Consider the following 13541-nt stretch of genomic DNA (forward strand, 5'->3'; position numbering starts at 1 on the left):
TGCGATGACCACGGCACGAGAGATCATGACCGCGGGCACTACCTGCGTGTCCGCGTCCGAAACCGTCCTTGACGCGGCGAAGAAGATGGCCGCCGAGTCCGTGGGCGCGTTACCGATCTGCGGTGAGGACGGCAAGCTCCAGGGCATGCTGACCGACCGCGACATCGTGGTGAAGGTGCTCGCCGAAGGCAAGGACCCGAGGGCGCTGCACGCCTCGGAACTCGCTCAGGGCGAGGCGGTGACGATCGGCGCGGACGACGACGCCGAGGAGATCATGCGCACCATGGCGAACCACAAGGTCCGGCGGCTGCCGGTGATCGACGGCCACAAGCTCGTCGGCATCGTGGCGCAGGCCGACGTGGCGAGGGCGCTGCCCAACCCGGACAGCGGCGAGCTGGTGGAAGCACTGTCCTACGACTGACCCGCCATACTCCTTCGGTGGCGTTCTTCGACATCGAGGGTTACGAACCCGTGTGGCTCTCCGGACTCGAGACGATCCGGAGAGCCCACGGGGATCGTTTGCGTGCACTGGTGGGTGAGCGGCTCCAGCGCGTCCACCTCACCTGGTTCGTCGAGTACGCCGAGTGGCTCTCGGACGCGCCCGTGGTGGTGGACTTCGGTGCGGAACGGCTGGAGATCACGCACTGGAAGTTCGACGAGCTTTCCCTGACCTGGAACACGATCGACCCGTACGGCAGGTCCGAATGGGACTGGGGCGACCCGGCCGAGCCCAGCCCGCTGCGGTGGCGGCAGGACGTCTACCCGGAACTGTCCGCTTTGGAGGGTCAGGTGCTCCAGGACGTCGAGCTGCTCGACTGCGCAACGCGGGACATGGCGAACGGCATGGTGGCGCTCGGTTTCGTCTTCCCGCGAGGCCGGTTCACCGTCTTCAACGCCTTGGACGAGAACGGGATCGAGTTCACCGAGCCGGACTCGTCCTACCGGAGACATTCCCTGGCGGGCTGAAAACCGGATGCGGCGGTCGTCGAGCTTGGTGATAATTCCCGGCATGTCCCGGGTCAAACTGGCCGAAGCGCTCGCGCTGCGCGCCGACGCGACCAAGAAGGTGGAGGCACTGCGCTCCCGGATCGTCGACAACGCGCGGCACCAGGAGGGCGAGGAACCGTCGGAAGACGCGTCCGCCCTGCTCGTCGAGGCCGAAACCGCGCTGGACGAACTGGAATCGCTGATCCGGCGGATCAACCGGACCAACGCCGCGACCCCGCTCGGGGAGGGCACGATCACCGACGCGATCGCGCGCCGCGACGTCCTCCGGCTCCGGCACGGCGTCCTCACCGCGGCCGCCGACGCCGCGGCCGGGCGCAATCAGGGCGGCTACGGCCGCCAGCTCCGGTCGGAGCTGCGGTACCTCTCCGCGCTCCCGGTGGCGGAGCTGCGGTCGCGCGCGGACCGGGTCGCGGGGGAGATCCGCACGGTCGACGTCGAGATCCAGCGCACCAACTGGGAGACCGACCTCCTGGATTGAACGTGGAAAGCAGGTAGCCCTCCGGGAAGCGGGCACAAGCCGAGGGCCGGCGGTACTCCGGCCCACCTCCTGGTACGTGGCGGGCAGCGTGGGGTTCGACTCCCCGATCACAACTCCGCCCAGCACCACGCACAGGTGACGGCGCAAACGGCACAGTTCATCACCACGTGCCGGTCCCGGAGGGCGAGGGCGGGTACGGGGTCTTTCCATGCGCAGTCCCGGTGGCCATTCCCGGTGACACAGTGGTGTTCCCGACACTCTTCACCTCGTCGAGGCATGGGCGGAGCTGATCGACTCTGTGCCAAGGTGAAAAGCGGAACAACCCAAGAGCCCAGGTGGTGACCCCGGATGGCACTGAAGATCGGTTACAAGGCGTCGGCCGAGCAATTCGGCCCGCGCGACCTCGTCGAGTACTCCGTGCTCGCCGAGCAGGTCGGGCTGGACAGCGTGATGGTCAGCGACCATTTCCAGCCCTGGCGGCACCAGGGCGGGCACGCGCCGTTCTCCTTCGCGTGGATGGCGGCGGTCGGCGAGCGCACCGAGCGGGTCGTGCTCGGCACCAGCGTGCTGACGGCGACCTTCCGGTACAACCCGGCCGTGGTGGCACAGGCGTTCGGCACCCTCGGCAGCCTGTACCCGGGCCGGGTGCTGCTCGGCGTCGGCAGCGGTGAGGCCCTCAACGAGGTCGCGGTGGCCCGCATCGAGTGGCCGGCGTTCAAGGAGCGGTTCGCGCGGCTGCGCGAGGCGATCGAGCTGATGCGCAAGCTGTGGTCCGAGGAGCGCGTCACGTTCGAGGGCGAGTACTTCCAGACCACCGACGCCACCGTGTACGACCGCCCCGAGGGCGGCGTGCCGATCTACATCGCGGCCGGTGGCCCGGTGATGGCGAAGTACGTCGGCAAGCAGGGTGACGGCTTCATCTGCACCAGCGGCAAGGGCATGGAGCTTTACACCGAGAAGCTGCTGCCGGCGGTGGCGGAAGGCGCGGAGCAGGTCGGCCGCAGCACCGGCGACATCGACAAGATGATCGAGATCAAGCTGTCCTACGACCCGGATCCGGCGCAAGCGCTGGAGAACACCCGGTTCTGGGCGCCGCTCTCACTGACGCCGGAGCAGAAGGCCGGTATCGAGGACCCGGCGGAGATGGAAAAGGCCGCGGACGCGCTGCCGATCGAGCAGGTCGCCCGCCGCTGGATCGTCACTTCCGACCCGGCGGACGCCGTCGAGCAGATCAAGCCGTACGTCGAGGCGGGCTTCAACCACCTCGTCTTCCACGGTCCCGGCCACGACCAGGAGCGGTTCCTGCGCTCGTTCTCCGAACAGGTCGTCCCGGGGCTCCGCGAACTCGGCTGACCCGGCGCGGACGGCGGCATCGCGGGGGCGGTGCCGCCACGGGGCTTCCCTCAGGACTCGGTGACGAGCTTGCCGATCTCCTGGTCGAAGTCAAACCATTCCGGCTCGGAGCCGGCGGGCACGACGTCGTAGGTGCGGTCGAGAAACTCGGCCAGCTCCTGCGCGGGCGCTTCGAGAACCGCGCAGCCGTCGGGCGCGCTGAGCGCGAAAATCACGATCGCGGTGTCGTCGGCCGGGCTGATGATCACGTCGCCTTCACCTGATGGGGTGAGGAGCCCGTCCGCGAGGAGATCGCGGCCGAACATCCAGCGCACCGTCCCACCGCCCGAGTGGTAGGCCACCACGACGGCGTACGGGTCTTCGGGGTCGTATTCGACGTCGGCCCGCACGGGGAGCGGGTCCGCACCGAAAGTGCGCAGACCGAAGACGATCGTCCCCCGGATGAGGTCGCTTTCCCTGTCCAATGCTTCAGCCCCTTACGTTCGGTTGCTGTTGATCTTCAGCTATGGATAACGCAATGTGAAGCCTTTTCGTGACCCGAGTTGACAAGGTTCACACGTTCGGCTGAGAGCTGCGTCTCACGTGCTCACGCACCGTCTTCGCTGGGCACGTGGGGTGAGCAAGCGGAAAAGGTGACCATCCGTGCAAAAGAAAGAGAATGCGCACGTGCATATTCCGATGAAGGAAATACGGGCAGCCGTTTGGCGGAGTGAAACCGTATTCTTGGCGGTTTAACATCAGCAAGCGTCGTTCAAATATTTCCAGGAGACCGGCGTGGCTTTCGTCCTGGACCTCGGCGAGCGTGATCGTTGCGGATCGGGAGGAAGCGGTAATGGGCGTACGAATCACCGTCGTCATTCCCAGGGAAGACCGCGCGCGGCGGAAAGCGAATCAAGGGTCCGGCGGCCGGACGATGCCCGGACGCGTTCCGCCGCCGCCGGGCTACGGCACCTCGCCGGCGGTGCCGCGCGTGCAGGAGCGCCACCGTGATTGACCGGCTCCCGATGCGCGTCGGGCAGGCCGACATCGACCGGCTGGAGGGCGTGATCGCCGCGCTCCGGGCGCGCGACTACCGGGAAGGCGGCGGGTCCTGCCGGGAGCTGCTGCGCGTGCTGGAACCGTACGGCGCCGCGCTGCGGCGCGGGATGATGTCCGACCCGGTGGCCAGGCGGCTGGCCGGTGTGGTCGCGGATCTGCACAACCTCAAGGGCTGGACGGAATTCGACTCGGGCCGCCCCGCACGCGCGGAGCGGCACTTCCGGCGCGCGCTCGATCTCGCGGCGGAGGCGGGCGACGACGACCTCCTCGCCAACATCCGCTACCGGCTCGGCCGGATGTACCTGCATCACCGGTCGCCGTCGGAGGCGCTCGAGCAGTTCGACCATGGACAGGTCGCGGCACGCCGCGCCGGACGGCCGCTGTCACAGGCGATCCTGTCGGCGAACGAGGCGTGGGCCTACGCGCTGCTCGGTGACGTCCGTCAGACGCTCGACAAGATTTCCCTTGCACCGGAACAATTCGCGGACTCCGCGGGCGATGCGGTCCCGTCGTGGTCGGCTTTCTTCACGGCCACCGACCTGGCCGCGATGATCGGCACGGTGCGCACCGAACTCGCCAGGCTCGTCGACGTCCGCCACAGCCGGAAGGCCATTCCCGCGCTCACCGAGGCCATCGAGGGCTACGGGCCGGACATGGTGCGCAGCCGGTCGCTGACGATGATCTGGCTCGCCGTCGACCACGCGCTGGAGGGCGATCTCGACCGGGCGGCGGAGGTCGGTCTCGCCGCGATGGACATCGCGGACGGAATCCGTTCCGCGCGGACAAGAGATCGTTTACGGCCGCTGTCGGAAAGCGTGCGGAAGCGAGTGGGCGATATTAACGCGCGAGATATCCTTGACCGGATCGCAACATTTCGGGCCAGTGCCTGAGCGTCGGAGAATGGGTGTGGGAATGACCGGATCGATTTCGCCGGGCGTAGGCTCGCGGGTATGAAACGGACTTCGTTCGCGCAGTGGCCGTGTTCGATCGCGCGCACCATGGACCTGCTCGGCGACTGGTGGACGCCGCTGGTCCTGCGGGAGGCGTTCTACGGGATCCGCAGGTTCGACGAGTTCCAGCAGCAGCTCGGCATCGCGCGGAACACCCTCGCCGACCGGCTGCGCCGCCTGGTCGCGGAAGGGCTGCTGGAAAAGCGCGCCTACCAGGCCGACCCCGTCCGTTACGACTACGTGCTGACCGAGAAGGGCTCGGATTTCTACGGGGTGCTCGCCGCCATGACCCGCTGGGGCGACCGCTGGCTCTCCGGGGACGACGGGCCGCCGATCACCCTCCACCACGAGACCTGCGGGCAGGACACCCACGCGGAGGTCGTCTGCGCGCACTGCGCCCGGCCGCTCACCGCGGAGAACACGCGGGCGCGGCTCGGCGATGGCTACCCGCCCAAGCTCGCGAGCCGCCCCGACGTCGTACGCCGATTCGCCACGCAGGAGGGTTTGACAACATAAGTCCATCTACGCAACTATCGAGGTCACGGGCAGGGGAGGGTGACCACGATGGAGTGGACGGGCGCCAAGTACGCCGACAAGCCGACGGTCGAGGTGCAGGCGTGGGTCGACGCCGCACCGGAGCGGGTCTGGTCGATCGTGTCCGATGTGCGGCTGATGTCCGAGATGAGCCAGGAAGTCCGCTCGGTCGAGTGGTGCGATGGCGCGGAGGGCGCGCCCGCGGTCGGCAGGCGGTTCGTCGGCCACAGCAGGCACGACGCGTTCGGTGAATGGCAGACCACGTCGTATGTCGTCGAATGCGAGGCGCCGCGCGTCTTCGCCTGGGCGGTGCAGGATCCCGAAACGCCGACCGCACTGTGGCGCTTCACGCTGGAACCCGAGAACGGCGGGACGAAGCTCCGGCAGTGGATGCAGGTGGGGCCGGGACGGTCGGGACTCTCGCTGGCCATCGACCAGATGCCGGACAAGGAGGAGAAGATCGTCTTCGTCCGGCTGCGCGAGTTCGAGAACGCGATGACCGGGACCCTCGCCGCGATCAAGGAGCGCGCCGAGGCGGATGGCGCGTGATGCGGACGGCGACCACGGTCGAGGCCTCCCGCGGCTGGCGGGAGACGCTGGATTTCGTGCTGGAGGCGGAAAAGCTCGGTCTCGACGAATGCTGGGTCGCCGAGGCGTGGGGTTCGGACGCGCCGTCCGTGCTCGGCTATCTCGCGGCGCGGACCGAACGGATCCGGCTCGGCTCGGGCATCATCCAGCTCGGCACCCGGACCCCGGTGGCGGTCGCGCAGACCGCGCTGACCCTCTCGGAGCTCTCCGGCGGCCGGTTCGCCCTCGGGCTCGGCGCGTCGGGGCCACAGGTGATCGAGGGCCTTCACGGGGTTCCGTTCGCCCGGCCGCTGACCCGGATGCGGGAAACGGTCGCGATCATCCGCCAGGCGTTCGCGGGGGAGAAGATCTCGTTCTCCGGCAAGGCATTCGAGATCCCGCTGCCGGGCGAGAGCAAGCCGATGCGGCTGTCGACGGCGCCGAATCCGGATATCCCGATCCATCTGGCCACGCTCTCGCCGAAGCTGCTGGAGCTGACCGGTGAGATCGCGGACGGCTGGCTGGGCACCAGTTTCGTCCCCGAGGGGGCGCAGGCCTATTTCTCGCATCTCGACGCAGGGCTCGCGAAGGCGGGCCGAACGCGGGCGGACCTCGAAGTCTGCCAAGGTGCCGAGGTCGCTTTCGCCGCGGACGAGGACGAGCTGCGCGGGATGGTCGCGGGCCGCAAGGCCGAACTCGCGTTCAGTCTCGGCGGGATGGGTTCGGCGAAGACGAACTTCTACAACAACGCCTACAGCAGGCAAGGCTGGGCCGAGGCGGCCGCGGCGGTACGGGAGCGCTGGCAGGCGGGCGACCGGGAAGGCGCCGCCGCATTGGTGACCGACGAGATGGTGCTCGGCACGACGCTGATCGGCACCGAACCGATGGTCGCCGAACGGCTGCGCGTCTGGCGGGACGCCGGCGTCGACACGGTCCGGCTGTACCCGGCGGGGGAGACGGTCGCCGATCGGCTCACCACCCTCGGCCGCGCGCTGGAACTGGTCCGCGCGCTGGGCTGAATGTCCGCGCCGGTTGAGGTGGCCGGCCGAGCGCGGCGGGTCCCGCCTGCTCCAAGCGGGTAGAACTTGTTTCACTTTTGCCCGCCGTCCGGAGAACATGACCTCGCTCGATCCCCACGCGAGGAGGATTCATGAGTTCCGATTCCGGTCTGTCCCGGCGCCAGGTCCTGCTCGGCACCGGGCTCGCGCTCGCTTCGGGACTGCCGCTGGGCGGGACGGCATCGGCCGCCGCGGCCGCCTCAGCGGTGCTCGGCGAGTACGACGTCGTCGTGGTCGGGGCGGGCGCGGCGGGGATGACCGCCGCGCTGACCGCGGCGAAACGCGGGCTCAGCTGCGTGGTGCTGGAGAAGGCGGCGAAGTTCGGTGGTTCGGCCGCGCGGTCCGGGGCGGGGATCTGGATTCCGTGCAATCCGGTGCTGGCCGCCGCCGGCGTCCGCGACTCCCCGGAACAGGCCGCACGGTACTTGGCCGCCGTGGTCGGCCCGTCGATCCCCGCCTCGCGGCAACAGGCGTTCCTCGCCAACGGCCCCGCGATGCTGTCGTTCGTGATGGCCAACAGCCCGTTGCGGTTCCGCTGGATGGAGGGCTACAGCGACTACTACCCGGAGCTGCCCGGCGGAATGCCCGACGGCCGCTCGATCGAGCCCGACCAGCTCGATGGGAACCTCCTCGGCGCCGAACTGGCCAACTTGAACCAGCCCTACCTCGCCACGCCCGCGGGGATGGTCGTCTTCAGCGCCGACTACAAATGGCTCGCACTGGCCGCGGTCAACCCGAAGGGCGCCGCGGTGGCGGCCACCTGCCTCGCGCGCGGCACGGCCGCCGCGCTGGCCGGGCAGAAACCGCTCACCATGGGCCAGTCGCTGGCCGCGGGACTGCGGACCGGGTTGCAGCGCGCAGGGGTCCCGGTCTGGCTGAACACGCCGCTGACCGATCTCGTCATCGAGAACGGGAAGGTCACCGGGGTGACCGTCGCGGCGGGCGTGGTGAAGGCGCGGCGCGGCGTCATCGTCGGCTCCGGCGGGTTCGAGCACAACGCCGCCATGCGAGCGGAATACCAGCGCCAGCCGATCGGTACACAATGGACGGTCGGCGCCCGGTCCAACACCGGGGACGGGATCCTGGCGGGGAAGCGTGCCGGAGCGGCACTGGATCTGATGGACGACGCCTGGTGGGGGCCGGCGATCCCGCTCCCCGGCGAACCGTACTTCTGCCTCGCCGAGCGGACCCTGCCCGGCGGGCTGATGGTGGACGCGGCGGGCAAGCGATTCGTCAACGAAGCGGCGCCCTACAGCGACGTCGTGCACACGATGTACGACCGGAACCCGACGTCGCCCACCATTCCCGCGTGGCTGGTCGTCGACCAGCACTACCGCAACCGGTATCTCTTCCGCGACGTCGCGCCGCTGTTGCCGTTTCCCGGCGAGTGGTATTCGGCGGGAGCGGTCAAGAAGGCGTGGACCGTGGAGTCGCTCGGCAGCGCGATCGGCGTCCCGCCCCAGGCGTTGCGAGCCACGGTCACCCGGTTCAACGGACAGGCACTGTCCGGTGTGGACAATGATTTCCGCAGGGGCGACAGCGCTTATGACCACTACTACACCGATCCCCACGTCCTGCCGAACTCGTGCCTCGCGCCGCTCTGGGAGCCGCCCTTCTACGCCTTCAAGATCGTGCCGGGTGACCTCGGCACCAAGGGCGGGATGCGCACCGACGCGCGGGCGCGGGTCCTGCGGGCGGACGGCTCGGTGATCCCGGGCCTGTACGCCGCCGGGAACGCCAGCGCGGCGGTGATGGGCAACAGTTACGCGGGTGCCGGATCGACGATCGGTCCGGCGATGACCTTCGGGTATGTCGCGGCGAACGATCTCGCGGATCAGCCCGGCTGAGCTACGAGGACGCGGTCGGCGAGCTTGAGCCGTGAAACGGCGATGACGAGCACGAAAGCGGTGAGCGCGGCGACGGTCCGGACGACGTTGTAGGTCTCCCACTGATCGAGGATCGCCGCGTGGTCGGCCGGCGCCGAGGTGACCGCCCAAACCTTGATCCGGCCGTTGATGGGCACGTTCCCGAAGCGGGTGACCAGGAACGCCGTCACCGCCAATGCCGCTGCGGCGCCGGCCAGCTGTCGTGCCCGTCCTCGGCTCAGGAAGGCGAGCGCGAGCGAGCTGATCGCCGCGAGCGCCATCGCGGTCTGCATGACGACGCCGTTCCGCTGCATCAGCGCCGCGTGGAAGGTCAGCCGCACGTCGAGCGGGACGACGTCGAACGTGGCGGCGACGTTGACCATGCCGTACCCGAACGCTCCCGCGAGCAGCCCTGTCGACAGGAGAGCGATACCGGTTGCAAGGCTTAGCTTTGACATGCTGTCAAATATAACGGCTTGGGTTAAGGTTGACAACATGTCTGAGGTGCCGAACGTGCGGCAGCGGCGACGACGGACCGACGCCGATCGCAGTGTCGCTGCGATCCTCGCCGCGGCCAAGGAAGTCCTTGGCACACAAGCCCATGCGAGCGTCGAGGACATCGCGAAGGCGGCCGGGGTGAGCAGGCAGACCGTCTACGCGCACTTCAAGACCCGTGAGGCGCTCCTGAGCGCGGTGATCGACACGGTGTCCGCGGAGGCCGCGAACGAGATGGCCGCCGCGCGGCTCGACGAGGGTCCCGCGGCCGACGCCATGCTGCGCCTGCTCGATGTCGGCTGGCAGATGTTCCGGCGCTACCCGCGGCTGCCCGCGGGCGCCGCCGAAGAGAACGATCCCGAGGCCGACCGGGACCGTCATTCGGCGGTGGCCGATCATCTGGACCGGCTGCTCACCCGGGGCAAGGCGTCGGGGGAGTTCGACCGGCGGCTCGCGAATCCCTGGCTCGTCAGTGCGATCGTGACGCTCGGCCACGCAGCCGGACAGGCCGTGGACGCGAAGCAGCTGACGCTCGAAGACGGCGTCGACGCGCTCGCCGAAAGTGTGCTGCGGCTCTGTGGTGCCGCTCGGCGGGATTGACGGACACGGAACGCCCCGAAGCGCTCACGGCCGGTTCCCCACCCGTTAAGGTGGGGCGTTCGCGTGGCATCAAGGGCTGGGGGGTCCGCCATGATCGTCAAACGTGCCTATCACCACGGGGATCTTCGTCGTGCGCTCGTCCTCGCCGCACGGGAGCTCCTCGTCGAACGAGGTCCGGAGGGAGTGAGTCTGCGCGCGGCGGTCGCGAAGGTGGGTGCGTCCACCGCGGCGCCGTACCGGCATTTCCGCGACAAGGACGCGCTGCTGGTGGCGGTCGCGCTGGAGGGGCACGCCGAAGTGCAGGACCGCCTGCGGGCCTGCGGCGCCGGGACGGTGACCGCGCTCGGGCGGTCCTATCTCGGCTTCGCCATCGAGCATCCCGCGCTGTACCGCTTGATGGCGGGTGCCGGCATCGGTGACCGCGCCGCGTATCCGGAACTGGCCGAGGCGCACCGGGTGACCTGTGCGCTGCTGGCCGACCGGGTGGGGGAGCGGAACGATCCGGGTGGTTTCGCCGTCACGCTCTGGTGCCTGCTCCATGGGCTGGCGACGCTGGTGATCGACGGTCATGTCGAGCGGGAGGCGGCGGTTGCCGAGGTCGAGCGCAGTCTTGGGCTTCTGGTCGGTTAGGCGAGGGGCGTTGGGGGACCGGAAATCCACACGGTGCCCGCGTGACCGGTCCGGTGACGACGGTCAGGCCGCCGGAGACGTGAGGGGTGTGTGAAAATAGAGACGTCGAACGTCCCTATTTCCACACACCCCTCACCCTCGGTAACACTCACGCGCCGCCAAGCCTCAACCGGAGCGAAGCCGTGGGTGATCCGGGCGCCGGACCACCCACGACCCCGGATCAGCCGATGGACGGGATGAAGGTCGGCAGCCGCCGGACCTTCGTGTCCTGCTCGAAGGCGTAGGCGATGGCCAGCAGCGACGGTTCGCTGAACCGCCCGCCCATGATCGACAGCCCCAGCGGCAACGGCCCGGCGTACGCCATCGGAACGGTCATGTTGGCGTAGCCCGACACGGCCGCCGGGCCGGACGAGTCGATCAGCAGCGCGCCGTCACCGACCCCGAGCTGTGTCTTCCACGCGGCGTTGTTCGTCGGCGCCACGATCGCGTCGAGCTTCTCGCCGCGCAGCGTTTCGTCGAGACCCCGCCGGGCGGCGCTCGTCGCGGCTTCCCGCATCGCGCGGTACGCCGGATCGGTGAGATCGCCGGTGGTGGCCTGGGACCGGTCCCACAGGTTGTGGGTCCAGTACGGCATTTCGACCGCCGCGTGGTCCAGGTTGTACTGGATCAGCCCCGCCAGGTCGGCGGGATGCTTGCCGCCGGTGGAAGCGAGGTAGGCGTTGATGTCGTGCTTGAACTCGGTCCTGATCGCGGGGAATTCGTTGGCCGCGATGACGTCCAGATAGGGGATGGTGATCTCGACGGTGGTCGCGCCGAGCTTCCGGAGCCTGCTCAGCGCCTGCTCGAACGCCGCCTTCGTCGTGTCGTCCGGGGTGTAGACCTCACGCCAGACGCCGATGCGCTTTCCGCGCAAAGCGTTGGGGCGCAGGAATCTGGTGTAGTCGTCGAGTGATTGCCTCGCGGCGTCGACGGTGATCGGGTCGCGACGGTCGGCCCCGTTGAGGGCGGCGAGCAGGATCGCGGCGTCGACCACGTTGCGCGCCATCGGGCCCGCCGTGTCCTGCTGTTTCGACACCGGCACGATCCCGCTGCGGCTGACGAGCCCGAGGCTCGGCTTGACCCCGACGATGCCGTTGGCGCCGGACGGGCAGGAGATCGAGCCGTCCGTCTCGGTCCCGACGGCGACGGTCGCCAGGTGCGCGGCGACGGCCACGCCCGGGCCGGACGACGAGCCGCACGGGTTGCGGTCGAGGACGTAGGGGTTGGCGGTCTGCCCGGCGAGCGGGCTCCAGCCGTTCGACGAGCTGGTGGAGCGGTAGCTCGACCACTCCGACAGGTTGGCCTTGCCGAGGATGACCGCCCCGGCCTCGCGCAGGTTTTGGACCACTCCGGCGTCGCGGTAGGGGCGGGATTCCAGCAGTGCCGTCGAGCCCGCCGTGGTCGGCTGCCGGTCCGCGGTGTCGATGTTGTCCTTGAGCAGCACCGGAATGCCGTCCATGGGGCCCTTCGACCGGTGCCGGTGCCGCCGCACGTCGCTTTCCGCGGCGAGCCGCAGCGCGTCCGGGTTCGTGGTGAGCACCGCGTGGAGCGTCGGGTTCAGCTTGCGGATCCGCTGCAGGTAGAAGGCGGTGAGTTCGACCGAGGACAGCCGCCCGGAGCGCATCGCCCGCTGCAGGTCGGGGATCGTCGCCCGCTCCAAGTCGATCCCGGCCACCACGGGGCGGCCGGAAGATCCCGTGGCCGCCGCCGGGACGGCCGTGGTGACCGACGCCGCCGAAACCATGACGAGAAACGCGGCCACGGCCACGCCGCGCCTTCTCCAGGAATGTCTTTTCAAGGAATTCCCTCCTGTTCGAAAGAATTCCTGAACAGTACGGGTGGTGCTCCGTTCAGGAAGCACCTCGAAAAACGGGGGAACGGTGATTTGATCGCCCCGTGCCCGCCGGTCCGGTAGGCGATCGGTCACGCAAACAGACCGCAGGCCAAGGGTGATCTTGGTTTCGGCACTGGGTGCCGCCGGTCGTGGACGCTCGGTGAGCCGATATTCGTGATTCCGTCGGAAATATTCCGCCTGATTTCGGCGAGGTATCCGGTTTCGCGTTGATCGCGGATTGTTCGCGCTTCGCCGATCATCCGGCCCGGTTCTGCCGTGCGCATTCGGCGAGCGCGGCGCCGAAGGAGCGTGCGGTGCTCGTCAGCCCGGCCACCGCGGAAACCGGGTCGCGGCGGGCGGGCAGGACGGCGGCGAGTGCGGCGCCGACCCGGCCGTCGGGGGTCCTGATGCCGACGGCGGCGCAGCAGAGTCCTTCCGCGATCGTCTCCGATTCGGCCGCGTACCCGGCCGCGCGGATCTCCAGCGCGTCCGTGTCCGGTTCGGCGAGCGCGGGGTGATGAGCGGCGAGGAGCCGCCCGGCGGCGGTCCCCGGCGGAAGCGGGCGGCCCGGGCACACGGGGACGTCGTCGGCGGGGAGGACGGCACCCGCGGCGACCAGCGCGCGCCCTTCCCTCGGGACCACGAGCACCAGGCTCGCGCGCATCCGCGCCGAAAGCGACGGCAGCCGTTCCTTGGCCAGGTCCCGGAGTTCGGGCTGCCAGAACCGCCCGAGGCGGAACACCCGCGAACCGATCCGGTAGCCGCGGCCCGCCCGCTCGACCGCGCCGAGGTCGGCCAGCTGGTCCAGCAGCCGGTGCACGGTGGTCTTCGGTAGTCCGGTGGACCGCACGAGCTGGGACAGCCCGGCCTGTCCGCCGTGTTCGTCGAGCGCTTCGAGCAACGCGAACGCGCCTTCGAGCACGCCGCGTCCGCCGAGGGGTTCCCGCATCGCCGCCCTTTCCCGGAAAAGGTCACACCGGAGAAGTAAAGTGCGCCCCCGGCGGGCCGGGATACGAACTTTCGGGCAGCCGATGGGGCGGTGTTCCGCTGAACGGCCCATCCGCCGACGTGACCGACACCGCCCCGCGAACC

General features: G+C 69.3%; 15 protein-coding genes. 11 read left to right on the forward strand and 4 right to left on the reverse strand.

The genetic code is table 11. From position 1 onward, the window contains the following. The first annotated feature begins 4 nt into the window (after nucleotides 1–4). The 4 genes from ACLJQ7_RS19615 to fgd all read left to right on the forward strand — a co-directional run bounded on the left by ACLJQ7_RS19615 (nucleotide 5) and on the right by fgd (nucleotide 2839). Entirely contained in the window at nucleotides 5–421 is a 417-nt protein-coding gene (locus tag ACLJQ7_RS19615; RefSeq protein ID WP_410649622.1) for a CBS domain-containing protein, read from the forward strand. A 17-nt stretch (nucleotides 422–438) separates the two neighbouring features. After that, nucleotides 439–966: a hypothetical protein gene (locus ACLJQ7_RS19620; RefSeq protein ID WP_410649623.1), complete on the forward strand. Its 528-nt coding sequence runs from the start codon at nucleotides 439–441 to the stop codon at nucleotides 964–966. Between the two features lie 43 nt (nucleotides 967–1009). Further along, a complete protein-coding gene (locus tag ACLJQ7_RS19625) occupies nucleotides 1010–1486 on the forward strand; it encodes a DIP1984 family protein (protein ID WP_410649624.1) in 477 nt (158 codons plus the stop codon). 348 nt (nucleotides 1487–1834) lie between these two features. After that, nucleotides 1835–2839, forward strand: a complete 1005-nt coding sequence (fgd, locus tag ACLJQ7_RS19630; RefSeq protein WP_192745079.1) for a glucose-6-phosphate dehydrogenase (coenzyme-F420) — start codon at nucleotides 1835–1837, stop codon at nucleotides 2837–2839. A gap of 50 nt (nucleotides 2840–2889) precedes the next feature. Here fgd and ACLJQ7_RS19635 read toward each other — a convergent pair whose 3' ends face one another. Continuing rightward, nucleotides 2890–3303: an SsgA family sporulation/cell division regulator gene (locus tag ACLJQ7_RS19635; RefSeq protein ID WP_410649625.1), complete on the reverse strand. Its 414-nt coding sequence runs from the start codon at nucleotides 3301–3303 to the stop codon at nucleotides 2890–2892. Nucleotides 3304–3843: 540 nt separating this feature from the next. Between ACLJQ7_RS19635 and ACLJQ7_RS19640 the strand changes: the two genes are divergently transcribed. The 5 genes from ACLJQ7_RS19640 to kstD all read left to right on the forward strand — a co-directional run bounded on the left by ACLJQ7_RS19640 (nucleotide 3844) and on the right by kstD (nucleotide 8833). Beyond that, complete coding sequence (locus ACLJQ7_RS19640) at nucleotides 3844–4767, forward strand: tetratricopeptide repeat protein (RefSeq protein WP_410649820.1); 924 nt, start codon at nucleotides 3844–3846, stop codon at nucleotides 4765–4767. 60 nt (nucleotides 4768–4827) lie between these two features. After that, a complete protein-coding gene (locus tag ACLJQ7_RS19645) occupies nucleotides 4828–5343 on the forward strand; it encodes a winged helix-turn-helix transcriptional regulator (protein ID WP_410649626.1) in 516 nt (171 codons plus the stop codon). Nucleotides 5344–5391: 48 nt separating this feature from the next. Then, nucleotides 5392–5910 (forward strand): SRPBCC family protein, encoded by a 519-nt coding sequence (locus ACLJQ7_RS19650; RefSeq protein WP_410649627.1) that lies wholly within the window; start codon nucleotides 5392–5394, stop codon nucleotides 5908–5910. After that, on the forward strand, nucleotides 5910–6947 hold the full coding sequence (locus ACLJQ7_RS19655; RefSeq protein ID WP_410649628.1) for an LLM class flavin-dependent oxidoreductase: 1038 nt from the start codon (nucleotides 5910–5912) through the stop codon (nucleotides 6945–6947). The genes ACLJQ7_RS19650 and ACLJQ7_RS19655 overlap by 1 nt, the downstream gene beginning before the upstream one ends. 131 nt (nucleotides 6948–7078) lie before the next feature. Beyond that, nucleotides 7079–8833, forward strand: a complete 1755-nt coding sequence (gene kstD, locus ACLJQ7_RS19660) for a 3-oxosteroid 1-dehydrogenase (protein ID WP_410649629.1) — start codon at nucleotides 7079–7081, stop codon at nucleotides 8831–8833. On the opposite strand, the gene ACLJQ7_RS19665 is transcribed toward kstD, so the two are convergent. Then, nucleotides 8821–9309, reverse strand: coding sequence for an anthrone oxygenase family protein (locus ACLJQ7_RS19665; protein WP_410649630.1), 489 nt, complete (start codon nucleotides 9307–9309; stop codon nucleotides 8821–8823). The genes kstD and ACLJQ7_RS19665 overlap by 13 nt on opposite strands. A 37-nt stretch (nucleotides 9310–9346) precedes the next feature. Here ACLJQ7_RS19665 and ACLJQ7_RS19670 point away from each other — a divergent pair, with 37 nt between their 5' ends. Together ACLJQ7_RS19670 and ACLJQ7_RS19675 are read left to right on the forward strand one after the other, a co-directional pair. After that, on the forward strand, nucleotides 9347–9946 hold the full coding sequence (locus ACLJQ7_RS19670) for a TetR/AcrR family transcriptional regulator (RefSeq protein ID WP_410649631.1): 600 nt from the start codon (nucleotides 9347–9349) through the stop codon (nucleotides 9944–9946). Between the two features lie 90 nt (nucleotides 9947–10036). Then, nucleotides 10037–10576: a TetR/AcrR family transcriptional regulator gene (locus tag ACLJQ7_RS19675; protein WP_410649632.1), complete on the forward strand. Its 540-nt coding sequence runs from the start codon at nucleotides 10037–10039 to the stop codon at nucleotides 10574–10576. 220 nt (nucleotides 10577–10796) lie between these two features. On the opposite strand, the gene ACLJQ7_RS19680 is transcribed toward ACLJQ7_RS19675, so the two are convergent. Together ACLJQ7_RS19680 and ACLJQ7_RS19685 are read right to left on the reverse strand one after the other, a co-directional pair. Continuing rightward, nucleotides 10797–12359: an amidase gene (locus ACLJQ7_RS19680; protein ID WP_410649821.1), complete on the reverse strand. Its 1563-nt coding sequence runs from the start codon at nucleotides 12357–12359 to the stop codon at nucleotides 10797–10799. A gap of 346 nt (nucleotides 12360–12705) precedes the next feature. Next, on the reverse strand, nucleotides 12706–13398 hold the full coding sequence (locus ACLJQ7_RS19685; protein WP_410649633.1) for an IclR family transcriptional regulator: 693 nt from the start codon (nucleotides 13396–13398) through the stop codon (nucleotides 12706–12708). Nucleotides 13399–13541 lie beyond the last annotated feature (143 nt).

It is taken from the genome of Amycolatopsis sp. cmx-4-54 (assembly GCF_046548895.1).
In the GTDB taxonomy this organism is placed as follows: Bacteria; Actinomycetota; Actinomycetes; order Mycobacteriales; family Pseudonocardiaceae; genus Amycolatopsis.